Here is a 26,577-nt window from a genome sequence, read left to right as displayed (position 1 = left end):
GGCCGAGGGGTTAAAGGATGAAACCATTTCGATTCGCGGCGTTGTCTCTGGCGCTACTGACTGCACTATCGCTGACCGCCTGTGATGACAGCGGTAAACCACAGGCCGTCGCACCGGCCGCCTCTTCCTCTGCTTCTGCGGACAAAGGCGGGGCAAAGCCCGATAGCGCCCGGCTGGCGGCGCTGGCGGAAAAAAACAAAGGCAAGGCGCTGACGCTGCTTGACGCTTCGGAAGTGCAGCTGGACGGGGCGGCCACGCTGGTCCTCACCTTCTCGGTTCCGCTTCAGCCGGATCAGGATTTCTCCCGCAGCGTGCATCTTGTCGATAAAAAAAGCGGCAAGGTTGACGGCGCATGGGAACTGGCGCCGAATCTGAAAGAGCTGCGCTTGCGCCATCTTGAGCCGAAACGCGAGCTGATTGTCTCCGTTGACCCGACGCTGAGCGCGCTGAACGCCGCCACCTTCGACACCCATTTTGAAAAAACCATCGCTACCCGCGACATTGCCCCGAGTATTGGCTTCGCCAGCCGCGGTTCGCTGTTGCCGGGCAACGTGGTCGCCGGCCTGCCGGTGATGGCGTTGAACGTCGATAATATCGATGTGAACTTTTTCCGTATTAAGCCGGAATCGCTCCCGGCCTTCGTCAGCCAGTGGGAATACCGCAATTCATTGAGTAACTGGGAGTCCGATGAGCTGCTGAAAATGGCCGATCTGGTTTACACCGGGCGTTTCGACCTCAATCCGGCGCGCAATACGCGGGAAAAACTGCTGCTGCCGCTGGCGGATATTAAACCGCTACAGCAGCCGGGCGTGTATATCGCGGTGATGAATCAGGCCGGGCGCTATAGCTACAGCAACGCCGCAACCCTGTTTACGCTGAGCGATATCGGCGTGTCGGCGCACCGCTATCATCACCGGCTGGATGTCTTTACCCAGAGCCTTGAGAACGGAGCGGCGCAATCTGATATTGAGATACAGCTGCTGAATGCGAAGGGGCAGACTCTGGCGCAGGCGCAAAGCGATGGCCAGGGGCATGCCACCCTGCAGACCGATAAAGACGCGGCGCTGCTGCTGGCGCGCAAAGCGGGGCAAACTACCCTGCTGGATCTCAAACTGCCCGCGCTGGACCTCGCCGAGTTTTCGATTGCCGGTGCCCCGGGGTTCAGCAAACAGTTCTTTATGTTTGGTCCGCGCGATCTCTACCGCCCGGGCGAAACGGTGATTCTCAACGCGCTGCTCCGTGATGGCGACGGTAAGCCGCTGGCCGAGCAGCCGGTGAAGCTTGAGGTGGTTCAGCCGGACGGCCAGACGATCCGCTCGCAGGTCATCAAGCCGGTCAACGGTCTGTATCAGTTTACCTTTGCGCTGGATAGCGGCGCGGCAACCGGCATGTGGCATATCCGCGCCAGTACCGGCGACAATCAGCCGCGCGAGTGGGATTTCCACGTCGAAGATTTTATGCCTGAACGGATGGCCTTAAATCTGACGCCGCAAAACGCCCCCGTTGCCCCTGACGCCGATGTCCGCTTCGCTGTCGCTGGCGCCTACCTCTACGGCGCGCCGGCCAGCGGCAATCAGCTGCAGGGAAAACTGTTCCTGCGCCCGCTGCGCGACGCGGTCGCGGCGCTGCCGGGCTTCCAGTTCGGCGATATTGCCGAAGAAAACCTCTCCCGCAGTCTGGATGAAGTCCAGATGACGCTGGATGAAAAAGGGCAGGGGGAAGTGACCACCGCCAGCCAGTGGCAGGATAGCCATTCGCCATTGCAGGTGATTTTACAGGCCAGCCTGCTGGAATCCGGCGGCCGGCCGGTGACCCGTACGGTGCAGCAGGCGATCTGGCCTGCCGCCGCGCTGCCGGGCATTCGTCCGCAGTTTGCTCTCAAAGAGGTGTACGACTACCGCACCGACAGCACGGTGAAGCAGCCGGTGGTGGATGAAAACAGCAGCGCCGCGTTTGAGATTGTCTATGCCGACGCCAAAGGCGACAAACAGGCGGTCTCCGGGCTACAGGTCCGCCTGATCCGTGAACGTCGCGATTACTACTGGAACTGGTCGGACAGCGAAGGCTGGCAGTCGCAGTTTGATCAAAAAGATCTCCAGGAAGGGGAGGCGTCACTGGATCTGCAGGCGGGGCAAACGGCGAAGGTGAGTTTCCCGGTGGAATGGGGGTCCTACCGGCTGGAGGTGAAAGGTCCGGATGATATCGTCAGCAGCGTGCGCTTCTGGGCAGGCTACAGCTGGCAGGATAACAGCGATGGGGCAGGCGCCGCGCGCCCGGATCGGGTCACCATGAAGCTGGATAAGCCGGCCTACAAACCGGGCGATACCATCAGGCTGCATATTGCCGCCCCCGCGGCGGGTAAAGGCTACGCGCTGGTGGAATCCAGCGATGGGCCGCTGTGGTGGCAGGAAATTGATGTCCCGGCGAGCGGGATGGATCTGTCGATTCCGGTCGATAAAGCCTGGAACCGCCACGATCTCTACCTCAGCACGCTGGTGATTCGCCCCGGCGATAAATCCCGTTCCGCGACGCCGAAACGGGCGGTGGGTCTGCTGCATCTGCCGCTGGGCGATGACAACCGCCGTCTGAGCCTCGCCCTGGATGCGCCTGACAAAATGCGCCCGAACCAGCCGCTGACGGTAAAAGTCAAAGCCAGCGTGCCGCAGGGCGAGGTGCCGAAACAGGTGAATGTCCTGCTCTCCGCCGTGGATAGCGGGGTATTGAATATTACCGATTATGCCACTCCGGATCCGTGGCAAGCCTTCTTCGGCCAGAAGCGCTACGGGGCGGATATCTATGATATCTACGGTCAGGTGATTGAGGGACAGGGGCGTCTCGCCAGCCTGCGCTTTGGCGGTGACGGCGATGAACTCAAACGCGGCGGTAAGCCGCCGGTAAACCACGTCACGATTATTGCGCAACAGGCGCAGCCGGTGGTGCTGGATGATAAGGGCGAAGGGTCGGTCACGCTGCCGATCGGCGATTTTAACGGCGAGCTGCGGGTGATGGCTCAGGCGTGGACCGCCGACGACTTTGGCAGCAGCGACGAGAAAGTGGTGGTGGCGGCGCCGGTGATTGCCGAGCTGAACACGCCGCGTTTCCTCGCCAGCGGCGATGCGACCCGGCTGGCGCTGGATCTCAGCAACCTGACGGATCGGCCGCAAACGCTGAACGTGGCGCTGACCGCCGGCGGTTTGCTGCGGCTCGACGGCGAGGCTATTCCGCCGGTTCAGCTGGCCCCCGGCGCTCGTCGTACCCTGTTTGTCCCGGTGAGCGCGAGTGAGGGATTCGGCGATGGTCAGGTTAACGCCACCATCAGCGGTCTGGCTCTGCCGGGGGAAACGTTCACCCCGCTGCAGAAACAGTGGAAAATCGGCGTTCGCCCGGCCTTCCCGGCGCAAACCGTGAATAGCGGGGCGGTGCTGCAGCCGGGAGAAAGCTGGCAGGCACCGGCCGGGCAAACGCAGGGCTTCTCTCCGGCGACGCTGCAGGGACAGCTGGTGCTCAGCGGCAAGCCGCCGTTGAACCTGGCCCGCTATATCCGCGATCTCAAGGCCTACCCTTACGGCTGTCTGGAGCAGACCGCCAGCGGGTTGTTCCCGTCGCTCTATACCAACGCCGCCCAGCTAAAAACGTTGGGGATTGCCGGCGACAGTGATGAAAAACGACGGGCGGCGGTGGATATCGGCATCTCCCGTCTGCTGCAGATGCAGCGTGATGACGGCGGTTTTGCCCTCTGGGACAAAGAAGGGCCGGAAGAGTACTGGCTGACCGCCTACGCCATGGATTTCCTCGTCCGGGCGGGCGAGCAGGGCTATAGCGTACCAACCCGGGCGCTGAACAACGGCAACCAGCGTCTGCTCCGCTATCTGCAGGAGCCGGGTTTGATGACCGTGCGCTATAGCGATGATGCGCAGGCCAGCCGTTTTGCCGCTCAGGCCTATGCTGCTCTGGTACTGGCGCGGCAGCAAAAAGCGCCGCTGGGGGCCCTGCGCGAAGTCTGGAGCCGCCATGATCAGGCGCGCTCCGGCCTGCCGCTGTTGCAGCTGGGCATCGCTCTGAAAGCGATGGGCGATGCGCCGCGCGGCGATGAGGCGCTGCAGCTGGCGATGACGACGCCGCGTCAGGATCAGAACCGCTGGCTGGGCGATTATGGCAGCGCGTTGCGCGATGATGCCCTGAAGCTGGCGCTGCTGGAGGAGAACAAGCTGCTGCCGGACGCACAGAACGTCTTACTGAGCAATCTGGCGGAAGAGGCCTACGGCCAGCGCTGGCTCTCCACCCAGGAGACCAATGCGCTGTTCCTGGCCGGGCGGACGCTGCAAGATTTACCCGGCAACTGGCAGGCGCAAACTTCGCTCCAGGCGCAGCCGCTGTCTGCGGACAAAGCGCAGACCCGCAATCTCAGCGCCGATCGGCTGGTGACGCTGCAGGTCAGCAACAGCGGCGATCGGCCGCTCTGGCTACGTCTTGATAGCAGCGGCTATCCGCTGACCGCTCCGCCGTCTGCGGGGAACGTGCTGGGTATCGAACGGCAGATCTTTGATACCCGTGGCCAGCAGAAATCGCTGACCTCGCTGCGTAGCGGCGAGCTGGTGCTGGTGAAACTGGAAATCACCGCCAGCCGCAATGTACCGGATGCGTTGGTGGTGGATCTGCTGCCGGCGGGGCTGGAGCTGGAAAACCAGAACCTGGCGAACAGCAGCGCCAGCCTGCAGGAGAACGGCGAGGGGGTACAGAATCTGCTGAACCAGATGCAGCAGGCGGATATTCAGCATATTGAGTTCCGCGACGATCGTTTTGTTGCCGCCGTCGCGATTAATGAAGGGCAGCCGGTGACCCTGGTTTATCTGGCGCGGGCGGTCACGCCTGGGCGCTACCAGGTACCGCAGCCGCAGGTGGAATCGATGTATGTTCCGCAGTGGCGGGCTACCGGTGCGGCCAGCGGTCCGCTGATTGTTACTCCGTAAATGCGGCCGTTGAGCAATGTAAAACGCCGCTGGCGCTGGCTGGCGGCGTTCGTTCTTCTGCTATGGCTGGCGGTGCTGGCGGCCGATCGTCTGTGGCCCTTACCGCTGCATGAAGTGGCGCCGGCCCGGGTGGTGGTGGCTGAGGACGGTACGCCGCTATGGCGCTTTGCCGATGAGCAGGGCGTCTGGCGTTATCCGGTTACCCTCGGGGATGTCTCTCCGCGCTATTTGCAGGCCCTGATCCAGTATGAGGATCGCTGGTTCTGGGATCATCCGGGGGTCAACCCGTTTTCTATCGTGCGCGCCGCCTGGCAGGATGTCGCCTCCGGGCGAGTGATCTCCGGCGGCAGTACGCTGACTATGCAGGTCGCCCGGCTGCTCGATCCCCATCCTCGTACCTTCGGCGGCAAGCTGCGTCAGCTCTGGCGCGCGCTGCAACTGGAGTGGCATTTATCGAAAAGCGATATTCTGACCCTGTATCTTAACCGCGCCCCCTTTGGCGGGACGCTGCAGGGGATTGGCGCCGCCAGCTGGGCCTATCTCGGCAAAGCGCCCGCGCAGCTGAGCTATGGCGAAGCGGCGCTGCTGGCGGTGTTGCCGCAGGCGCCGAGTCGTTTACGTCCGGACCGCTGGCCGCAGCGTGCCCAGGCCGCACGGGATAAGGTGCTGCAGCGGATGCGTACGCAAGGGGTGTGGCCTGGCAAGGCGGTAGATGAAGCCATTGAAGAGCCGGTATGGCTGTTCCCGCGGCAGATGCCGCAGCTGGCCCCGCTGTTTTCCCGCCGCGTGCTGGCGCGTAGCGACAAAGAGAAAGTCGTGACCACTCTGGATGCCGGACTCCAGCGACAGCTGGAGGACCTGGCGCTCAACTGGAAAGCACGGCTACCGTCGCGCAGTTCGCTGGCGATGGTGGTGGTCGATCATACCAATATGAAAGTGCGAGGCTGGGTTGGGTCGGCGGATATCGCCGACGACAGTCGCTTTGGCCATATCGATATGGTGTCGGCGATTCGTTCGCCTGGCTCGGTGCTGAAGCCGTTCGTCTATGGCATGGCGCTGGATGAAGGGCTGATTCACCCGGCCTCGTTATTGCAGGACGTTCCGCGTCGTTTCAGCGATTACCGGCCCGGTAACTTTGATAGCGGCTTTCATGGGCCGGTCAGCGCCAGCGAAGCCCTGGTTCGCTCTCTGAATCTTCCGGCGGTACAGGTGCTGGAAGCCTACGGGCCGAAACGCTTTGCCGCAACGCTGCGCAACGCCGGGCTGCCGCTGATGCTGCCGGCGGGCGCGGAGCCGAATCTATCGCTGATCCTGGGCGGAGCGGGCGCGAAGCTGGAGGATATCGTCGCCGGGTATAGCGCCTTTGCGCGTCATGGCAAAGCCGCCCGGCTGCGGATGAAAGCGGACGACCCGCTGGTAGAGAGGCCGCTGTTGTCGCCTGGTGCGGCATGGATAGTCCGGCGGATCCTGGCTGGCGAAGCCCAGCCGGTGCCGGACGCTTCGCTGGTGCAGGTGGTTCCGCTGGCGTGGAAAACCGGCACCAGCTACGGCTATCGCGATGCCTGGGCGATTGGCGTTAACGCCCGCTATCTTATTGGTATCTGGACCGGGCGACCGGACGGGACGCCGGTGGTAGGGCAGTTTGGTTTTGCCAGCGCGGTCCCGCTGCTTAACCAGGTTAACAATATGCTGCTGGCCCGCCCGGCGATGGGGCACGGCGGATTGCCCACCGACCCGCGTCCGCAAACGGTCAGCGCGGCGACGATTTGCTGGCCGGGCGGGCAGAGCCTGGCGGCCGGTGACGTCAATTGTCGGCGTCGGCTGGCCACATGGCTGCTTGACGACGGCCAGCCGCCGACGCTGCTGCTGCCTGGTCAGGAAGGCGTTCGCGGTATTCGTTTCCCGGTGTGGTTAAATGCGCAGGGGCTGCGGGTCGCGGCGGATTGCCCCGGCGCGATGGAGAAAGAGGTGGATGTCTGGCCGCTGCCGCTGGAACCCTGGCTGCCGCCGGGCGAGCGGCGAGCGGCGAGGCTGGGGGGCGTTTCGGCAGACTGTCCGCCGCCGCAGGCGACGGATGCCGTACCGCTGGTGCTCTCCGGCGTGCGCGACGGGACCGTGATTAAACGCCTACCGGGTGAGGCCCGGGTGATGCTGTCGTTGCAGACTACCGGCGGGGAGGGGCGGCGCTGGTGGTTCCTCAATGGCGAACCCCTGGACGCCGCCGGCGCCAGCGCCACGGTTGCGCTGGCGCGGCCCGACGGTTATCAACTGGTGGTGATGGATGAGGGCGGGCAGGTAGCGGCGGCGAATTTTACTTTGCAATAAAAGCCGGACGAACAATCCCCCTGCTTTTTGTGTTGCCAAAACTCGTCTTATTTTAACAAAATGTTACCTTCATCCATAGGCAGCGCCGGCGTTGCTCATTATAATGCGCGCCAGGCCATACGATCGTATGCGCAACAACAGAACATTTTATTAGAGGTAATCATGGCTATTGAACGTACTTTTTCCATCATTAAACCAAACGCGGTGGCAAAAAACGTTATTGGCGGCATCTTTTCTCGCTTTGAAGCTGCAGGGTTCAAAATCGTCGGCACCAAAATGCTGCACCTGACCGTTGAGCAGGCTCGCGGTTTCTATGCTGAGCACGAAGGTCGCCCATTCTTTGACGGTCTGGTTGAGTTCATGACTTCCGGCCCGATCGTGGTTTCCGTTCTGGAAGGCGAAAATGCCGTGCAGCGTCACCGTGACCTGCTGGGCGCCACCAACCCGGACAACGCGCTGGCGGGTACTCTGCGCGCTGATTACGCAGACAGCTTCACCGAGAACGGCACCCACGGTTCCGACTCCGTTGAATCTGCTGCGCGCGAAATCGCCTATTTCTTCGCTGAAGGCGAAGTTTGCCCGCGCACCCGCTAATCTCCTGCGTCTTTCACGCCGCCGCGTTGTTGGCTTCATTCGCGCACCCCGGTCACAGAGTTATCTCTGCTCCCGGGGATTTGCGAACTCGCCGCCTCGCCGTGACGTGAAATACTTTGGAGACTTCGATCCTCGCCTTTTCGACAATCGAAAATCCATAGAGGCTCAAGTACGCAGTTACAGATTTTTTCATCATTGCCACGTGCAAACGTGGTATTGATACACCAGAATTTGTACAATGCAGCGCCCCTGGACGAGCACTCGTTCATAGGGGCGTTTCTTTTTTCAACCCTCCTGGGGCCATAACGTGTAACAACGAGGCCGGAATAGATTATGTCTGAACATATTGTCACACCTGATACCGCCGCTCTGACGGTGCCGAACAAAGATGCCAAAATCAACCTGCTGGACCTGAACCGTCAGCAGATGCGCGAGTTTTTCAAAAACATGGGCGAAAAGCCTTTCCGCGCCGATCAGGTGATGAAATGGATGTATCACTACTGCAGCGACAACTTTGATGATATGACCGATATCAACAAGGTGCTGCGCAATAAACTGAAGGACGTCGCCGAGATTCGCGCACCGGAAGTCGTCGAGGAGCAACGCTCCAGCGACGGGACCATCAAATGGGCGATTGCCGTCGGCGATCAGCGCGTTGAAACGGTTTATATTCCGGAAGACGACCGTGCCACCCTGTGCGTCTCATCACAGGTCGGGTGCGCGCTGGAGTGTAAATTCTGCTCGACGGCGCAGCAGGGCTTTAACCGCAACCTGCGGGTGTCTGAAATTATCGGCCAGGTATGGCGCGCGGCGAAAATCGTCGGCGCGGCGAAAATTACCGGCCAACGTCCGATCACCAACGTGGTGATGATGGGGATGGGCGAACCGCTGCTGAACCTGACCAACGTGGTGCCGGCGATGGAAATCATGCTGGATGACTTTGGTTTTGGTCTCTCCAAACGTCGCGTGACGCTCTCGACCTCCGGGGTGGTTCCGGCGCTGGATAAGCTCGGCGATATGATCGATGTCGCGCTGGCGATTTCTCTGCACGCGCCGAACGACACGATTCGCGACGAAATCGTGCCGATCAACAAGAAGTATAATATCGAGACCTTCCTGAACTCGGTGCGCGGCTACATTTCGAAGTCCAACGCCAACCAGGGCCGCGTCACTATCGAGTACGTGATGCTCGATCATGTCAACGACGGTACCGAACATGCGCATGAGCTGGCTGCGCTGCTGAAAGATACGCCGTGCAAGATCAACCTGATCCCATGGAACCCGTTCCCGGGCGCGCCGTATGGCCGTAGCTCCAATAGCCGCATCGACCGTTTCTCCAAGGTCCTGATGGAATATGGCTTCACCACCATCGTGCGTAAAACGCGCGGCGACGACATCGATGCCGCCTGCGGGCAGCTGGCCGGTGACGTTATCGACCGCACCAAACGTACGCTGCGCAAGCGTATGCAGGGCGAAACGATCGACGTGAAAACGGTCTGATAAATGATGCAGCGCAAAGCATCCCGCCTGCGCTGCGCATTTAGGGTTAATCGCCAGGCGAAATACGCTGATTCGGTCAATAATTACGGTGCGTTTTTATCGACTTTGAGGCAGTATGTAGCGGCACTACAACCGCTTAGCATTCAATTTTGATAAGTGTCTGTGATAGTTGGTCATACGGACTTATACTCTTTGTCTGACGTTTAGCAGATGTTTCGCGGCGCGGGGTTAACCGGCGCTGAACTTTAAATTCACGTACCAGTAGTTGTCGAATGAACACTGAAGCCACTCAAGACCATCAAGAAGCAAATACGACGGGTGCGCGTCTGCGCAATGCCCGTGAACAACTCGGACTCAGCCAGCAAGCGGTGGCGGAGCGCTTATGCCTGAAAGTTTCCACGGTTCGTGATATTGAAGACGATAAGGCGCCAGCCGATCTGGCTTCCACCTTTCTGCGCGGCTATATCCGCTCCTATGCGCGCCTTGTGCACATCCCGGAAGAAGAACTGCTGCCGATGATGGCCAAACAGGCGCCGATTCGCGCGGCGAAAGTCGCGCCGATGCAAAGCTTCTCGCTGGGCAAGCGCCGTAAAAAGCGCGACGGCTGGCTGATGAGCTTTACCTGGCTGGTGCTGTTTGTGGTCATTGGCCTCAGCGGCGCCTGGTGGTGGCAAGACCACAAAGCGCAGCAGGAAGAGATTACGTCGATGGCTGACCAGTCAACCGCGGAACTGAACGCGGGCGACAGCAGCCAGAATATTCCGCTGGATACCGGTGCGGATAGTGGGGCAGCGGACAGCACCGCCAGCGTCGCCAACAGCGCGCCGGTTGATACCTCCACTGCGCCGGCGGCCTCTACCCCGGCGCCGGTTGATAACAACGCCGTTGTGGCGCCGTCGCAGGCCAATGTTGATAGCGCACCGGCGGCCGCGACGCCGGCTTCTCCGCTGCCAACCGATCCGGCTAACGCCACCGCGACGGCGGCTGCGGCTCAGGATCTGGTGCTGAACTTCTCTGCCGATTGCTGGCTGGAAGTCAGCGACGCTACCGGGAAGAAGCTGTTCAGCGGTCTGCAGCGCAAGGGCGGGAATCTGAATCTCAGCGGTCAGGCGCCGTATAAACTGAAAATTGGTGCGCCGGCAGCGGTACAGATCCAGTATCTGGGTAAACCCGTCGATTTGAGTCGTTTTATCAGAACTAACCAGGTTGCGCGTCTGACCCTTAATGCCGAAACGTCACCGGCGCAGTAACAGACGGGTAACGCGGGAGATTTTTCATGCATAACCAGGCTCCGATTCAACGTAGAAAATCAAAACGAATTTACGTTGGGAATGTGCCGATTGGCGATGGTGCTCCCATCGCCGTACAGTCGATGACCAATACGCGTACCACGGATGTGGTCGCGACAGTAAATCAAATCAAAGCGTTAGAACGCGTTGGCGCGGATATCGTCCGCGTCTCCGTGCCGACGATGGATGCGGCAGAAGCGTTCAGACTCATCAAACAGCAGGTTAACGTCCCGCTGGTCGCCGATATTCATTTTGACTACCGTATCGCCCTTAAAGTGGCGGAGTACGGCGTGGACTGTCTGCGTATCAACCCGGGCAACATCGGTAACGAAGAACGTATCCGCATGGTGGTTGACTGCGCTCGCGATAAAAACATTCCTATCCGTATCGGCGTCAACGCCGGTTCACTGGAAAAAGATCTGCAGGAAAAATACGGCGAACCGACGCCGCAGGCGCTGCTGGAATCAGCCATGCGTCATGTCGATCATCTCGATCGCCTCAACTTCGATCGGTTTAAGGTCAGCGTGAAGGCATCGGATGTGTTCCTGGCCGTCGAGTCCTATCGGCTGCTGGCGAAACAGATCGATCAACCGCTGCATCTCGGGATCACCGAGGCCGGCGGCGCGCGTAGCGGTTCGGTGAAATCGGCGATTGGCCTCGGCCTGCTACTGTCCGAAGGGATCGGTGACACCCTGCGCGTGTCGCTGGCGGCGGATCCGGTCGAAGAGATCAAGGTCGGCTTCGATATTCTGAAATCGCTGCGCATCCGCGCTCGCGGCATCAACTTCATCGCTTGCCCAACCTGCTCGCGTCAGGAGTTCGACGTTATCGGCACCGTCAACGCGCTGGAACAGCGTCTGGAAGACATCATTACTCCGATGGATATTTCGATCATCGGCTGCGTGGTGAACGGCCCGGGCGAAGCGCTGGTTTCCACACTCGGCGTGACCGGCGGCAATAAAAAGAGCGGCCTGTACGAAGATGGCGTGCGCAAAGACCGACTGGACAACGACGATATGATCGATCAGCTGGAAGCGCGTATCCGGGCGAAAGCCTCGATGCTTGACGAAACGCGGCGCATCGATGTTCAGCAGGTTGAAGAGAAATAATCGGGGGCGGTGGCTAACTTCCCGTGTATGATTGAACCTGCGGGCGCACGGCGCCGGGGTTCATTTTTGTATATATATAAAGAGAATAAACGTGGCAAAGAACATTCAAGCCATCCGTGGCATGAACGATTATCTGCCGGGCGAGACCGCTCTCTGGCAGCGCATTGAAGGCTCACTGAAGCAGGTGCTCGGTAGCTACGGTTACAGCGAAATACGTTTGCCGATTGTAGAGCAGACCCCGTTATTCAAACGCGCGATCGGCGAAGTGACCGACGTGGTTGAAAAAGAGATGTACACCTTCGAAGACCGCAATGGCGACAGCCTGACGCTGCGTCCGGAAGGGACGGCGGGCTGCGTACGTGCCGGCATCGAACATGGTCTGCTGTACAATCAAGAACAGCGTCTGTGGTACGTTGGGCCGATGTTCCGCCACGAGCGTCCGCAAAAAGGCCGCTATCGCCAGTTCCATCAGATGGGCGTGGAGGTCTTTGGCCTGCAGGGCCCGGATATCGACGCCGAGCTGATTATGCTGACCGCTCGCTGGTGGCGTGAACTGGGGATCGCCGACCACGTAGCGCTGGAGCTGAACTCCATCGGTTCGCTGGAGGCGCGCGCTACCTATCGCGATGCGTTGGTCGCCTATCTTGAGCAGTTTAAAGAGCAGCTTGACGAAGACTGCAAGCGCCGGATGTATACCAACCCGCTGCGCGTACTGGATTCCAAAAATCCGCAGGTACAGGCGCTGCTCAACGATGCGCCTGCGCTGGGCGATTATCTGGATGAAGATTCCAAAGCCCATTTCGCCGGGCTCTGCGCGCTGCTGGATGACGCAGGCATTCGCTATACCGTGAACCAGCGCCTGGTGCGCGGGCTGGATTACTATAACCGTACCGTGTTTGAGTGGGTCACCACCAGCCTCGGTTCTCAGGGTACCGTCTGCGCCGGCGGTCGTTATGACGGCCTGGTGGAGCAACTGGGCGGGCGCGCCACGCCGGCTGTCGGTTTCGCAATGGGCCTCGAACGTCTTGTTTTACTGGTTCAGGCAGTCAATCCGGAATTTAAAGCCGATCCTGTTGTCGATATATACCTGGTAGCCTCCGGAACCGATACCCAGTCTGCGGCAATGCGTCTGGCTGAACGGGTTCGCGATGCGCTGCCCGGCGCTAAGCTGATGACTAACCACGGCGGCGGCAACTTTAAGAAACAGTTTGCCCGCGCGGATAAATGGGGCGCTCGTGTCGCTCTGGTGGTCGGTGAGTCAGAAATTGCTGACGGAAACGTGGTAGTGAAGGATTTACGCTCAGGCGAGCAAACTACCGTAACGCAGGATAGCGTAGCTGCGCATTTGCGTGCACTTCTGGGTTAATCTCCCGGGAAACATTAGTCAGGAGAAGGACTGCGTGGAAACGTATAACAACGAAAACGATCAGGTCGATGCGCTCAAGCGCTTCTTTGCCGAAAATGGCAAAGCGCTGGCCGTTGGGGTAATTTTAGGGATTGGCGCGTTGGTAGGCTGGCGCTACTGGAGTTCTCATCAGCAGGATACGGCGAGAGAGTCCTCTTTAGCCTATGAAAACGCCATTGCCGCGCTTAAATCAGACCAGCCGCAAGCGCTGAATACGGCGGAGAAATTTGCCGCTGACAGCAAAAATAGCTATGGCGCGTTCGCATCGCTGGAACTGGCGCAGCGTTTTGTCGATCGGAACGATCTGCAAAATGCGGAAAAGCAGCTTCAGCAGGGGCTGGCCGCCGCGCCGGATGATAACCTGAAGTCGGTTATCAATATGCGTCTCGCACGCGTACAGCTGCAGCTGAAGAAACCGGATGATGCGCTGAAGACCCTTGATAGCATTAAAGGTGAAGGCTGGGTCGCCATTGTTGCCGATCTCCGCGGTGAGATTCTGCTTAACAAAGGCGATAAGCAAGGCGCTCGCGCCGCCTGGGAAGCTGGCGTGAACAGCGATGCTTCACCTGCGCTCAGCGAAATGATGCGTATGAAAATAAATAATTTGTCCATCTGAGAGGGACTCGATGCAATTGCGTAAATTACTTTTGCCAGGGCTGCTTTCCGTTACCTTACTAAGCGGTTGTTCGTTGTTTAACAGCGAAGAAGATGTGGTGAAAATGTCACCGCTGCCGACGGTGGAAAATCAGTTTACGCCGTCCACGTCCTGGAGCACCTCTGTTGGCGACGGTATCGGCGATTTCTATTCCAACCTGCACCCGGCTTTTGCGGATGGCGTCGTCTATGCGGCAGACCGTAAAGGCACCGTTAAGGCGCTGAACGCCGACAGCGGTAAAGAGGTGTGGTCGGTGAATCTGGCTGAGAAAGACGGCTGGTTCTCCCGCGCGCCTGCGCTGCTCTCCGGCGGCGTTACCGTTTCCGGCGGCCACGTCTATATCGGTAGCGAAAAAGCACAGCTGTACGCATTGAATACCAGCGATGGGACCGTTGCGTGGCAGACTCGCGTCGCCGGCGAAGCCCTTTCGCGTCCGGTGGTCAGCGATGGCATGATTCTGGTGCATACCAGCAACGGCCAGCTGCAGGCGCTGAACGAAGCGGATGGCGCGGTGAAATGGACCGTTAACCTGGATATGCCTGCGCTCTCTCTGCGCGGCGAATCCGCTCCGGCGACCGCCTATGGCGCAGCCATTGTTGGCGGCGATAACGGTCGCGTGAGCGCCGTGCTGATGCAGCAAGGGCAGATTATCTGGCAACAGCGTATCTCCCAGGCGACAGGCCCGACGGAAATCGATCGCCTGAACGACGTCGATACCACGCCGGTGATTGTGAACGGTGTGGTTTACACCCTGGCTTATAACGGTAACCTGACCGCGCTGGATCTGCGCAGCGGCCAGATCATGTGGAAACGTGAACTGGGTTCGGTGAACGACTTTATCGTCGATGGCGATCGTATCTACCTGGTCGATCAGAATGACCGCCTGCTGGCGCTGAGCACCGAAGGCGGCGTGACCCTGTGGACGCAAAGCGATCTATTGCATCGCCTGCTGACCGCGCCGGTGTTGTATAATGGCAATCTGGTCGTCGGTGATAGCGAAGGCTATATGCACTGGGTGAACCCGGAAGACGGCCACTTTGTGGCCCAGCAGAAAGTGGATAGCTCCGGCTTCCGCACCGACGCGGTGGTAGCCGATGGTCGACTGCTGATCCAGGCAACCGACGGCACGCTGTATTCTATTACGCGTTAGTCAGCGACATACCCCATGGATTTCGGGTTTCTTCGCCGCGCCAGGTAACGCGCTACCGGGTCGCTGATTGAGGTCAGTGATTCGGCTGCGCCGCCGGGAAGAAGGAAGCTGAAAACAACGGGTAGAGTGCGATTGAGAAACGGCTCCTGGCAGACAGGGGCCGTTTTGACTTTTTTTAAAACGTCGTTAAAACGATGTTGCATAGCAATTTGTAAGAGGCATTTAACATGATACCTGTGGTCGCGCTTGTCGGGCGCCCTAATGTTGGAAAATCCACGCTTTTCAACCGTTTGACGCGCACTCGTGATGCGTTGGTCGCGGATTTCCCGGGGCTGACTCGTGACCGTAAGTACGGTCGTGCTGAAGTTGAAGGTCGTGAATTTATCTGTATCGATACCGGCGGTATCGATGGCACAGAAGATGGCGTTGAAACCCGAATGGCGGAACAATCGCTGCTGGCGATTGAAGAGGCGGATGTGGTGCTGTTTATGGTCGATGCGCGCGCGGGTCTGATGCCTGCCGATACCGCTATCGCCAAACACCTGCGCTCTCGTGAAAAGCCCACCTTCCTGGTGGCCAACAAAACCGACGGCATCGATGCCGATCAGGCGATTGCCGACTTCTGGTCGCTGGGCCTGGGCGATATCCATCCGATCGCGGCTTCCCACGGCCGCGGCGTGACCAGCCTGCTGGAACATGTCCTCCTGCCGTGGGCGGAAGAAATCGACCCGTCGGAAGAAGTCGATGAAGACGCGGCCTACTGGGCGCAGTTTGAAGCCGAACAGAACGGTGAAGAGAGTGAAGAGCCGGAAGAGGACTTCAATCCGCAAGATCTGCCGATCAAGCTGGCGATTGTCGGTCGTCCGAACGTTGGTAAGTCCACTTTGACCAACCGTATTCTCGGTGAAGACCGCGTGGTGGTCTACGACATGCCGGGCACAACGCGCGACAGCATCTACATTCCGATGCAGCGCGATGAGCGTGAATACGTGCTGATCGACACCGCGGGCGTGCGTAAGCGCGGTAAAATTACCGATGTGGTGGAAAAATTCTCGGTCATCAAAACCCTGCAGGCGATTGAAGACGCCAACGTGGTGCTGCTGGTTATCGATGCGCGTGAAGGCATCTCCGACCAGGATCTCTCTCTGCTTGGCTTTATCCTCAACAGCGGTCGTTCGCTGGTGATTGTGGTTAACAAATGGGACGGCCTGAGCAACGAAGTCAGAGAGCAGGTGAAAGAGACTCTGGACTTCCGTCTGGGCTTTATCGACTTCGCGCGCGTGCACTTTATCTCCGCGCTGCACGGCAGCGGCGTCGGTAACCTGTTCGAGTCCGTCCGGGAAGCGTATGACAGCGCCACCCGCCGCGTCGGGACGGCAATGCTGACCCGCATCATGACGATGGCGGCAGAAGACCATCAGCCGCCGCTGGTGCGCGGTCGTCGCGTGAAGCTGAAATATGCCCACGCCGGGGGGTATAACCCGCCGATTGTGGTCATCCACGGTAACCAGGTGAAAGACCTGCCGGACTCCTATAAGCGTTACCTGATGAACTACTTCCGCAAATCGCTGGACGTCATGGGTACGCCTATTCGTATCCAGTTCAAGGAAGGGGAAAACCCGTTTGCCAACAAACGTAATACCCTGACGCCGAACCAGATGCGTAAGCGCAAGCGCTTGATTAAGCACATCAAGAAAAGCAAATAAGTAACAAACCCGCCGGCGGCGGGTTTTTTTATGTCAGTTAGGCTCTACAGCCGCCGACAGCACGGCGTGTATAATACCCCTGTCAATTTCGCTGATAATCCAGCAATAACGGTGGCAGGGTGACTATGCAGGTAGGATTTGTTGGGCTGGGCGCGGTGGTGGAAACCGCCTATCTTCCCGCGCTGGGCCGTCTGGCGTTACCGCTGACGGCGTGCTGGGGTTTTGATGCCAATCCCGCGAGAACGCTGGCGGGGATAACCCGCTGCGACTCGCTGGCGGCCCTGCTGGGGCAATCGCTGGATCTGCTGTTTATTACCACCGCGTCGCTACAGCATCTGCCGGTTCTGGAAGCGGCGCTGGCATCTTCCTGCCCGCGTATTGTGGTGGAAAAACCGATTGTAGCGACTCTCCAACAGGTGGCCCGTTTGCGTACCGTACTCAGCGACCCGCAAATCGCGCGTCGGGTGCTGGCGCTCGATCACTGGATAGCGCGTGACGGGGCATTGAAACTGGCGTTGGGTAAGCTGGACGATCGCTGGCAGGGGGAAGATGAGGTGCCGATCGCCCTGCCGCCGATCTCCTCTGTGCAGAACATTATCCGTATCGACGGTTATTTGCAGGAGCTCAGCGGCTTTAACGACCGCGGCGAGCCCGTGGCGCTCAATTTTGCCACCGGTGAACCGGATACGCGCCAGTTGTGCCATCCTGACGGTGTGATTCTTGATATTGGTACGCATGTGCTGGCGATGCTGCGCGAAACAATCCGCTACTGTGGTGGTTCGGATGACCTCCGCCTTGAGGTTATGCAGGCGAAGGATCGTCACGGCAAGGCGATTGCCCGTGGCGACACGCAAACGGCCGAAGGTGAAGCCCACCTACAGGGCGAGCTAAGCGGCATCCCGCTCAATATCTGGCTGAACAAATATGCCGGGCCGGCCGGGGGGCAGAAAGGGCTGCGCATCTGGCTGCGCGACGGGCGCATTATCAATCAGGACCGGCGCGATAATTGCGAAGTGGTGGAGCTGATTGATGGCGATCGTATTGCGCGCTGGCGGCGTCCGGGGGCTATCTATGAGCATTGCCTGGGCGGGTATATTCTGGGGAAAGACGGCCTGTTTGTTCGCGCTCCCGAGGAAGTGTCCCGGTTAACGCAGCGACGGATCGGCGAAGTGGCGCTCTTGCTTGAGTTACAGCAGCAATTGCGTGGGCCGCACTGAACCACCGCCGTGGTAAACTGAACAGAAGAACATTCGGTAAGGAATCATCATGGAACTCGTATGCCCCATCTGTCGCGCGCCGCTGGAACTACAGGATCAGAATGCACACTGTCAGCAGTGTGCGAAAGAGTTTGCCCTGGAAGCCCGCTGCCCGGATTGTCACAAGCCGCTGGAGATTTTAAAAGCGTGTGGCGCAGTGGATTATTTTTGCCAGAACGGGCACGGGTTGATTTCGAAAAAACGCGTCGAGTGGGCGGCGGTAGAATAACCGTTGTTACTTCTTCTTCGCCCGCGTTTTCTTCACGGGCGTAATCGTTTTCACTTCGCTTTCGACCCAGCCGTCATTTAACCGGGTGGTCAGTAGATCGCCCGCCTTCACCTGTTTGGTTTGTTTCAGCACTTTGCCGTCGCTGGCGGAAGTGACGCTATAGCCGCGGGCCAGCGTCGCCAGCGGGCTAACGGCTTCGAGGTGCGTCACCGTATTGCCAAAGCGTTCCCGCTGTTCGCTTAAACGCGAGCGGATGCTCTCCGCGAGGCGGTATTCCAGCTGCTGAATTCGTGACTGACTACGATGAATGCGCGGCTGCGGGTTTTGCATATTCAGGCGTTGAACCACCCGCTGCTGACGCTGATCGGCGCGTTTCATCTGCGTATCCAGCGCCAGGCGCAGCCGCTGACGCAGTCGTTCGAGCGCCGTTTGCTGACGGGCCAGGCGCAGCTGTGGGTGCTGTTGCTGCAGACGGTGGAACAGTTGGGTGAAGCGGCGATGGCGGTTGGCGAGGAAATAGTCCATCGCCATTTCCAGACGCTGCTGCCCGGACTGCAGCTGACGCAGTAGCTCCTGCTGATTGCGGCTGACAATCTCTGCCGCCGCCGAGGGAGTAGGGGCCCGCAAATCGGCGACAAAGTCGGCGATAGTCACGTCGGTTTCATGACCCACGGCGCTGACGACCGGAATGCGGCTGGCGAAAATCGCCCGCGCGACCCGCTCATCGTTAAAACTCCATAAATCTTCCAGCGAACCGCCGCCGCGGCCGACGATTAGCACATCACACTCCTGGCGAAGGTTGGCCAGCTCGATGGCGCGAACGATGTGCCCCGGGGCATCTTCGCCCTGTACCGCCGTTGGGTAGATAACCACCGGCAGGGACGGATCGCGGCGTTTCAGCACCTGCAAAATGTCATGCAGCGCCGCGCCGGTTTTCGAGGTGATAACGCCGACGCAGTGGGCAGGCGAAGGCAGCGTTTGTTTATGCTGCTGGTCGAAAAGGCCTTCCGCCGCCAGCAGCGCCTTCAGCTGTTCATATTTCTGCTGCAGCAAACCTTCCCCGGCGGGCTGCATGCTCTCTACGATAATCTGGTAGTCGCCGCGCGGCTCATACAGCGTGACGTTGGCGCGAACCAGCACCTGTTGCCCGTGCTGCGGACGAAAGGTGACGCGGCGGTTGCTGTTGCGGAACATTGCACAGCGTACCTGGGCGTTATCGTCTTTTAAGGTGAAGTACCAGTGGCCGGAGGAGGGCTGGCTGAAGTTGGAGATCTCGCCGCTGATCCAGACCTGGCCCATTTCCTGTTCCAGCAGCAGACGCACCGTCTGGTTGAGGCGGCTTACGGTGAAAATTGCGGGGGATTGAGATGGCAACATGTGAGCAAGATCAAATTTTAAATCAGCAGGTTATTCAGTCGATAGTAACGCGCTGAGAGGCGATCGCAAGTATTATTTGCAAAAAAGGGTAGATGCAATCGGTTACGCTCTGTATAATGCCACGGCAATATTTATCCACCCTGGTCGAGATATTGCCCATGCTACGTATCGCTAAAGAAGCTCTGACGTTTGACGACGTCCTCCTCGTTCCCGCTCATTCTACCGTTCTGCCGAATACTGCCGATCTCAGCACCCAGCTGACCAAAACCATTCGTCTGAATATTCCAATGCTCTCCGCAGCCATGGATACCGTAACGGAAGCGCGTCTGGCAATTGCCCTGGCACAGGAAGGCGGCATCGGCTTTATTCACAAAAACATGTCTATCGAGCGCCAGGCGGAGGAAGTCCGCCGGGTGAAGAAGCATGAGTCCGGCGTGGTTTCTGACCCACAGACCGTTCTGCCAACCACCACTCTGCGCGAAGTGAAAGTACTGACCGAACGTAACGGTTTTGCCGGCTACCCGGTGGTGACCGAAGATAACGAACTAGTGGGGATCATCACCGGTCGTGACGTGCGTTTTGTGACCGATCTGAACCAGCCGGTCAGCGTTTATATGACGCCGAAAGAGCGTCTGGTCACCGTACGTGAAGGTGAAAGCCGCGAAGTCGTATTTGCCAAAATGCACGAGAAGCGCGTCGAAAAAGCGCTGGTCGTCGACGACGGCTTCCATCTGATCGGCATGATCACCGTAAAAGATTTCCAGAAAGCGGAACGTAAACCGAACGCCTGTAAAGATGAGCGTGGTCGTCTGCGCGTTGGCGCCGCGGTCGGTGCGGGCGCGGGTAACGAAGAGCGCGTAGATGCGCTGGTTGCCGCCGGCGTTGACGTTCTGCTGATCGACTCCTCCCACGGCCATTCCGAAGGCGTACTGCAGCGCATTCGTGAAACTCGTGCTAAATACCCGGACCTGCAAATTATCGGCGGCAACGTGGCGACCGGCGCTGGCGCACGCGCGCTGGCGGAAGCTGGCGTGAGCGCGGTGAAAGTGGGTATCGGTCCTGGCTCTATCTGTACCACCCGTATCGTCACCGGCGTTGGGGTTCCGCAGATTACCGCCGTTTCTGACGCTGTTGAAGCGCTGGAAGGTACCGGCATTCCGGTTATCGCCGATGGCGGTATCCGTTTCTCCGGCGATATTGCTAAAGCGATTGCCGCCGGCGCGGCTGCCGTCATGGTGGGTTCTATGCTGGCCGGTACCGAAGAATCCCCGGGTGAAATTGAGCTCTACCAGGGGCGTTCTTACAAATCTTACCGCGGGATGGGTTCTCTGGGCGCGATGTCCAAAGGTTCCTCTGACCGTTACTTCCAGAGCGATAACGCTGCCGATAAACTGGTACCGGAAGGTATCGAAGGCCGCGTTGCCTATAAAGGCCGCCTGAAAGAGATCATTCACCAGCAGATGGGCGGCCTGCGCTCCTGTATGGGTCTGACCGGTTGTGGTACCATTGACACCCTGCGTACTAAAGCGGAATTCGTGCGTATCAGCGGTGCAGGCATCCAGGAAAGCCACGTTCACGACGTGACGATCACCAAGGAATCCCCGAACTACCGCATGGGCTCCTGATTTACATCGCCCGGCCATGCGCCGGGCGATTTTATTTAATCGCTACTGCTCTGGAATAAACGTCAATGACGGATAACATTCATAAACATCGCATTCTTATCCTGGACTTCGGTTCTCAGTACACCCAGTTGGTTGCGCGTCGCGTACGTGAATTAGGGGTTTATTGCGAGCTGTGGGCCTGGGACGTGACTGAAGCTCAAATTCGTGAGTTCAACCCAAGCGGCATCATTCTTTCCGGCGGCCCGGAAAGTACCACTGAACATAACAGCCCGCGCGCGCCGCAGTATGTTTTCGAAGCCGGCGTACCGGTATTCGGCGTCTGCTACGGTATGCAGACCATGGCAATGCAGTTGGGCGGTCACGTTGAAGGTTCTAACGAGCGTGAATTTGGCTACGCGCAGGTCGAAGTTGTCACTGACAGCGCGCTGGTGCGCGGTATTGAAGACTCCCTGACGGCAGACGGCAAGCCGCTGCTGGATGTGTGGATGAGCCACGGCGATAAAGTCACCGCGATCCCGTCTGACTTCGTGACCGTTGCCAGCACCGAAAGCTGCCCGTTCGCGATTATGGCGAACGAAGAAAAACGCTTCTACGGCGTGCAATTCCACCCGGAAGTGACCCACACCCGCCAGGGTATGCGTATGCTGGAACGCTTTGTGCGCGATATCTGCCAGTGTGAAGCGCTGTGGACGCCGGCGAAAATCATCGACGACGCCGTTGAGCGTATCCGCCAGCAGGTTGGCGATGACAAAGTGATCCTCGGCCTGTCCGGCGGCGTTGACTCCTCCGTCACCGCGATGCTGCTGCACCGTGCTATCGGCAAAAACCTGACCTGCGTATTCGTCGACAACGGTCTGCTGCGTCTGAATGAAGCCCAGCAGGTTATGGACATGTTCGGTGACCACTTCGGCCTGAACATCGTGCACGTGGAAGGCGAGAAGCGCTTCCTGGACGCGCTGGCGGGCGAAAACGATCCGGAAGCGAAACGTAAAATTATCGGCCGCGTCTTCGTGGAAGTCTTCGACGAAGAAGCGCTGAAGCTGGAAGATGTGAAGTGGCTGGCGCAGGGCACCATCTATCCTGACGTTATCGAATCCGCGGCTTCCGCAACCGGGAAAGCGCACGTCATCAAATCTCACCACAATGTCGGCGGCCTGCCGAAAGAGATGAAGATGGGCCTCGTTGAGCCGCTGCGTGAGCTGTTCAAAGATGAAGTGCGTAAGATCGGTCTGGAACTGGGCCTGCCGTACGATATGCTGTATCGTCACCCGTTCCCGGGGCCGGGTCTTGGCGTTCGCGTGCTGGGCGAAGTGAAGAAAGAGTACTGCGACCTGCTGCGTCGTGCGGACGCTATCTTCATCGAAGAGCTGCACAAAGCCGATCTGTACAACAAAGTGAGCCAGGCGTTCACCGTATTCCTGCCGGTTCGTTCGGTGGGCGTGATGGGCGACGGCCGTAAATACGACTGGGTGGTTTCCCTGCGTGCGGTCGAAACCATCGACTTTATGACCGCTCACTGGGCGCACCTGCCGTATGACTTCCTCGGCCGCGTGTCCAACCGCATCATCAACGAAGTGAACGGCATCTCCCGCGTGGTTTATGATATCAGCGGCAAGCCGCCTGCGACGATCGAGTGGGAGTAAAGCCCCCGTCAACTCATTGATTTAATTCAATAAAAATAATGCCATTAGTGATTTTTACATCATTAATGGCATTTTTTATGGCATGTCAAAAGCCCGCGCTACCAGGGCGTTCACCCTTGCGTTGTTCGCCGCATTCGAGAAATGGGCCCCTGCGCCTGTATTTATGCCCATCCTACCGCTTCGCGTTCGATCTCTGCTGTTCGGCCCCAGGTGAGCTTTTCCTGGCAGATCCATCGGCGGACATCTTTCTCAACCAGGCATCCTCTATGTGAAAGGCCGCACGTTTAATTTAATTCTGCCCTGAGAGATCGTCGGGAGCGCCATGCGGAGGCTCCTGCGGGGACGGGGATGCCTCCCGCGCATAGCGGGCTGGGGGCATGCCGACATACCGCGCAAACGCAGCGCTAAAACTGCTTGCCGAACCGTAGCCCACCTGCATCGCTACGCGATCGATGCTGAGCTCCCGGCTCCGCAATAGCTGCTTTGCCAGCGCCATCCGCCAGGCCAGCAAATATTCCATTGGCGGCAGGCCGACGATGCGGTTGAATCGGGCAAAGAAGGCTGAGCGGGACAGCGCGGCGCGGGTGGCCAGTTCGGCAACTGTCCAGGAATGTTCAGGCCGGGCATGCATGGCACGAAGCGCGGCCGCAAGACGCTCATCAGCCAGGCCGCGGCTCAGGCCTGGCGCGGATGTGCTCTCCGTGGCGGATCGCAACGCCTCGATCAACAGTACCTCGAGAAGCCGCTCCAGCACGAGTTCTTTTGCCGCCCGGCGCTCGCGTGTTTCCTCGTCGATCAGCTGTATCAGCGTGGCGAGTCGGGGCCGATCGCGCACTACAACCACGTCCGGCAATAGTGAAACGAGCAGCGCCGCATCCGGCGCTCCAAAGCTGCAATGCCCGATCCGCATGCGCAGATCGGCTGGGCCGTGCTGGCGTCCGACGCGAAAATGGCCTTCGCTGACCCGGATGGGCGATGTAGGAGGCATGTCGTCCGGTGCATTGAGACTCTCGTTGACCATCTCCCGCATCGCCGGGGCGAGAATAAAGTCGCCGGCCCTGAGAACGAATCGCTGGTGCCCGCCTAAGGTGATACGGCAGCTTCCTTCAAGGATTGCGCAATAAAAGGGTTCTCCCGTCGCCTCGCGATGAATCTGCCAGAAGCCGGCACATGCCACCAGTTTTGAAAAACGCGCGGCAGGCTGTAGTAGTGTGACGATTTGGGCCAGAGGATCGACGTTCATAAACAGGACTATTTCTAAAGTAATGGCGACTATAAACTATATTACGTCCATCTCTGCGCCGCTACCATGAACGAGTCAACGTTTAGTGGAGATGCTTATGCCTACGATATTGATCACGGGTTGTTCGTCCGGCTTCGGTCTGGAAACCGCGAAGCTGTTTATTGAAAAGGGCTGGGATGTGATTGCAACGATGCGAACGCCGCGTGAAGGCCTGCTGCCGGTTTCGCGACGGCTACGCCTGCTTGAGCTCGATGTCACCTCACCGGCAAGTATCGCCCGGGCAGTGGAGGCTGCTGGCCCAATCGATGTTCTGGTCAATAATGCCGGCTTCGGGGCGCCGGCGCCGGTCGAGCTAACGGCGCCAGAAACAATCCATGCTCTGTTTGCGACCAATACGATCGGAACGCTGGCGATGGTGCAGGCTATTGTGCCGCAAATGCGCCATCGCCGGGCCGGTGTGGTCATCAATGTGACATCGACGGTAACGCTCAAAACGTTGCCGATCGTCGGAGTCTACCGGGCAAGTAAGGCCGCCGTAAACGCCTTCACCGAGTCTCTGGCGGTGGAAATGGCGCCTTTCGGCGTCCGCGTGCACATCGTTTTGCCCGGCCGTTCGCCGGAAACCCGATTCGGCGACAATGCCCGCCCGCACTTGCGCGGCATGGAGGAGCCGGACTATGCGCCGATGCTGCAACAATTTGTAAGGAGTGTCCAGGACGACTCAGCTCCTGTGACTCATGCCTCCGACGTGGCCGCCGCCGTCTGGCGGGCGGCTACCGATCCCTCCGCCCCGTTACGTATTCCCGCAGGCGCAGATGCGGAGATTTGGATGAATGAGGCCGGTTTGTAACCGAAAGGCGTCTGTCTTTTAATTAAGCCCGCGATAACGCGGGCTTTTTTATGCCGCTTACCCGATTCGGGGCAGCAACGCTATGGGGTTGCGGAGGGCCAGCTGCTGAGCGCGTGGTCGACCAGCGCCTCAAGCATCTGCCTGCTGGCTCCGGCTTTGGCCTGTACGGCCATCCCCTGAGATAACGTCATCACGAAGGTTGCCAGGGTGGCGCAGTCCACGGATGGCGGTAAATCGCCTTCGCGTTGCGCCTGTTCCAGACGTTGACTCAGCGCCAGCTGCGTTGCGCTTCGGCGGCGAATGAGCTCGCGACGAATGGGTTCCGCGTCATCGGAGCAGGCCAGCGCGCCGTTGAGGCCCAGGCAGCCCAGGTGTTCGGCGCTTGCGGTCTGGACGCCGGCAGACTCGCGCAGGATTCGCTCAACGACCCTGTGCGACGTGGGTTCGTTGAGCGCCTCGCGCATAAAGCCCATGTAGCGGCTGTCGTAGAGATCGAGAGCTTTGATGAAAATTTGTTGCTTGTTCCCGAAGGCCGCATAGAGACCGGGACGGGCCACGCCAGTGGCTTGCGTCAGATCCTCAAGAGAGGTGCCCTCGTAACCTTTTTGCCAAAAGACAGAGAGCGCCGCGGCCAGCGCTTCGTCTTCGTTGAATTGTCTGTGACGTCCCATTTCCATTCACCCCATATTTCAATACCGATCAGTATAAATCCCTTGACACCTCGGCGGCAAATACAATACCTTTCGATACTATATCGATCGGTATTGTATTTGTAAGCAGGAGGGATCGCGCCAGCGCTCTGAGCTGAAAAGGGTAGCCGACGGCGTCAGTGATTTCTTATCGATTCTTCCGACCCAACCTTAGCCAATAAAGGGATGTCATTATGACGAATAACAATCCACCGCTTCACGCTAAGGTCGCACTGGTGACCGGAGGCGCGCGAGGTCTCGGTCTGGAGATCTCTCAGCAGCTTGCTGCGCTTGGCGCCCACGTCATAGTTGGCGCGCGTGACGAGAAAAAAGCCCGGGAGGTGGCGGACAGACTGTGTGGCCAGGGCGGCAAGGCCTCGGCGCTGAAGCTCGACGTTACCCGCGAGTCGGATCGACAGGCGGCTTACAGGGACATCGGCAACGCGCACGGCAGGCTCGACATCCTGATTAACAACGCCGGCATCCTGTTGGACAGTCCCGATGGCGGGACGCCGGCGCTTCGGCCGCCGAGCGAGGCTCTATCCGACGTGGTGCGTGACACATTTGAGGCCAACTTTTTCGCTCCCGTCTTTCTGACCCAAGCCTTGCTGCCGCTGCTCAGGCGCGCGGTGGCGGGTCGCGTCGTCAATGTCTCCAGTATCCGTGGGTCGCTTAGCCATTTATCCGATCCGAATTCGCCGGTCTATCCGATTCGCGCGCTGGGCTATGACACATCGAAAGCTGCGCTCAACGCCTTTACCATCCTGATTGCGGAAGAGTTGCGCGGCACATCGATCAAAATTAATGCGGTTCACCCCGGCTGGCTGCAGACCAGCATGGGCGGTGAGCGGGCAGACATGAGCGCCGAAAGCGGCGCACGTACCGTCATCCGGTATGCCCGCATCGGGGAGGAGGGGCCAACGGGCGGTTTCTTTTTCCAGGACGAACGCCTGCCGTGGTGA

19 protein-coding genes are annotated in these 26,577 nt (G+C 59.1%); 16 read left to right on the top strand and 3 right to left on the bottom strand.

Annotated features, from left to right (window positions below; translation table 11 throughout):
• The first annotated feature begins 17 nt into the window (after nt 1-17).
• The 12 genes from EDF73_RS04090 (at nt 18) to EDF73_RS04035 (ending at nt 18,188) form a co-directional block, all read left to right on the top strand.
• Nucleotides 18-4,970, top strand: a complete 4,953-nt coding sequence (locus EDF73_RS04090) for an alpha-2-macroglobulin (protein WP_132726069.1) — start codon at nt 18-20, stop codon at nt 4,968-4,970.
• The gene (gene pbpC, locus EDF73_RS04085; protein WP_132726066.1) at nt 4,971-7,295 is read left to right on the top strand and encodes a peptidoglycan glycosyltransferase PbpC; all 2,325 of its coding nucleotides are present in this window, start codon (nt 4,971-4,973) and stop codon (nt 7,293-7,295) included.
• Nucleotides 7,296-7,457: 162 nt separating this feature from the next.
• On the top strand, nt 7,458-7,889 hold the full coding sequence (gene ndk / locus EDF73_RS04080; protein WP_132726063.1) for a nucleoside-diphosphate kinase: 432 nt from the start codon (nt 7,458-7,460) through the stop codon (nt 7,887-7,889).
• Nucleotides 7,890-8,222: 333 nt separating this feature from the next.
• On the top strand, nt 8,223-9,389 hold the full coding sequence (locus tag EDF73_RS04075) for a bifunctional tRNA (adenosine(37)-C2)-methyltransferase TrmG/ribosomal RNA large subunit methyltransferase RlmN (RefSeq protein ID WP_132726060.1): 1,167 nt from the start codon (nt 8,223-8,225) through the stop codon (nt 9,387-9,389).
• Between the two features lie 272 nt (nt 9,390-9,661).
• Entirely contained in the window at nt 9,662-10,639 is a 978-nt protein-coding gene (gene rodZ / locus EDF73_RS04070) for a cytoskeleton protein RodZ (RefSeq protein ID WP_132726057.1), read from the top strand.
• A gap of 26 nt (nt 10,640-10,665) precedes the next feature.
• Complete coding sequence (gene ispG / locus EDF73_RS04065) at nt 10,666-11,787, top strand: flavodoxin-dependent (E)-4-hydroxy-3-methylbut-2-enyl-diphosphate synthase (protein WP_132726054.1); 1,122 nt, start codon at nt 10,666-10,668, stop codon at nt 11,785-11,787.
• A 91-nt stretch (nt 11,788-11,878) separates the two neighbouring features.
• Nucleotides 11,879-13,153 (top strand): histidine--tRNA ligase, encoded by a 1,275-nt coding sequence (gene hisS, locus EDF73_RS04060; RefSeq protein WP_132726052.1) that lies wholly within the window; start codon nt 11,879-11,881, stop codon nt 13,151-13,153.
• A gap of 34 nt (nt 13,154-13,187) precedes the next feature.
• The gene (locus EDF73_RS04055) at nt 13,188-13,808 is read left to right on the top strand and encodes a YfgM family protein (protein ID WP_132726049.1); all 621 of its coding nucleotides are present in this window, start codon (nt 13,188-13,190) and stop codon (nt 13,806-13,808) included.
• Between the two features lie 10 nt (nt 13,809-13,818).
• Nucleotides 13,819-14,997: an outer membrane protein assembly factor BamB gene (gene bamB, locus EDF73_RS04050; protein ID WP_132726046.1), complete on the top strand. Its 1,179-nt coding sequence runs from the start codon at nt 13,819-13,821 to the stop codon at nt 14,995-14,997.
• 227 nt (nt 14,998-15,224) lie between these two features.
• Complete coding sequence (gene der / locus EDF73_RS04045; RefSeq protein WP_132726043.1) at nt 15,225-16,703, top strand: ribosome biogenesis GTPase Der; 1,479 nt, start codon at nt 15,225-15,227, stop codon at nt 16,701-16,703.
• Nucleotides 16,704-16,828: 125 nt separating this feature from the next.
• A complete protein-coding gene (locus tag EDF73_RS04040; RefSeq protein WP_132726040.1) occupies nt 16,829-17,920 on the top strand; it encodes a Gfo/Idh/MocA family oxidoreductase in 1,092 nt (363 codons plus the stop codon).
• A 49-nt stretch (nt 17,921-17,969) separates the two neighbouring features.
• Complete coding sequence (locus EDF73_RS04035; RefSeq protein WP_132726037.1) at nt 17,970-18,188, top strand: zinc ribbon domain-containing protein; 219 nt, start codon at nt 17,970-17,972, stop codon at nt 18,186-18,188.
• Between the two features lie 6 nt (nt 18,189-18,194).
• Here the strand turns inward: EDF73_RS04035 and xseA are convergent, their stop codons facing one another.
• A complete protein-coding gene (gene xseA, locus EDF73_RS04030; protein WP_132726034.1) occupies nt 18,195-19,565 on the bottom strand; it encodes an exodeoxyribonuclease VII large subunit in 1,371 nt (456 codons plus the stop codon).
• A 158-nt stretch (nt 19,566-19,723) separates the two neighbouring features.
• On the opposite strand from xseA, the gene guaB reads away from it, so the two are divergent.
• Both guaB and guaA read left to right on the top strand, forming a co-directional pair.
• On the top strand, nt 19,724-21,190 hold the full coding sequence (gene guaB / locus EDF73_RS04025) for an IMP dehydrogenase (RefSeq protein WP_132726031.1): 1,467 nt from the start codon (nt 19,724-19,726) through the stop codon (nt 21,188-21,190).
• Nucleotides 21,191-21,255: 65 nt separating this feature from the next.
• Entirely contained in the window at nt 21,256-22,833 is a 1,578-nt protein-coding gene (guaA, locus tag EDF73_RS04020; protein WP_132726028.1) for a glutamine-hydrolyzing GMP synthase, read from the top strand.
• A gap of 289 nt (nt 22,834-23,122) precedes the next feature.
• Here guaA and EDF73_RS04015 read toward each other — a convergent pair whose 3' ends face one another.
• On the bottom strand, nt 23,123-24,076 hold the full coding sequence (locus EDF73_RS04015; RefSeq protein ID WP_132726025.1) for an AraC family transcriptional regulator: 954 nt from the start codon (nt 24,074-24,076) through the stop codon (nt 23,123-23,125).
• A gap of 97 nt (nt 24,077-24,173) precedes the next feature.
• Here EDF73_RS04015 and EDF73_RS04010 point away from each other — a divergent pair, with 97 nt between their 5' ends.
• Complete coding sequence (locus EDF73_RS04010; RefSeq protein WP_132726022.1) at nt 24,174-24,926, top strand: SDR family oxidoreductase; 753 nt, start codon at nt 24,174-24,176, stop codon at nt 24,924-24,926.
• 80 nt (nt 24,927-25,006) lie between these two features.
• Here EDF73_RS04010 and EDF73_RS04005 read toward each other — a convergent pair whose 3' ends face one another.
• Complete coding sequence (locus EDF73_RS04005) at nt 25,007-25,597, bottom strand: TetR/AcrR family transcriptional regulator (protein WP_132726019.1); 591 nt, start codon at nt 25,595-25,597, stop codon at nt 25,007-25,009.
• 212 nt (nt 25,598-25,809) lie between these two features.
• Here EDF73_RS04005 and EDF73_RS04000 point away from each other — a divergent pair, with 212 nt between their 5' ends.
• Nucleotides 25,810-26,577, top strand: a complete 768-nt coding sequence (locus tag EDF73_RS04000) for an SDR family oxidoreductase (RefSeq protein ID WP_132726016.1) — start codon at nt 25,810-25,812, stop codon at nt 26,575-26,577.

The sequence above is a fragment of the Klebsiella sp. BIGb0138 genome, assembly GCF_004342285.1.
In the GTDB taxonomy this organism is placed as follows: Bacteria; Pseudomonadota; Gammaproteobacteria; order Enterobacterales; family Enterobacteriaceae; genus Klebsiella.
The sequence above is the reverse complement of the archived record's forward strand: the minus strand, read 5'-3'. Positions and strand labels throughout refer to the sequence as shown.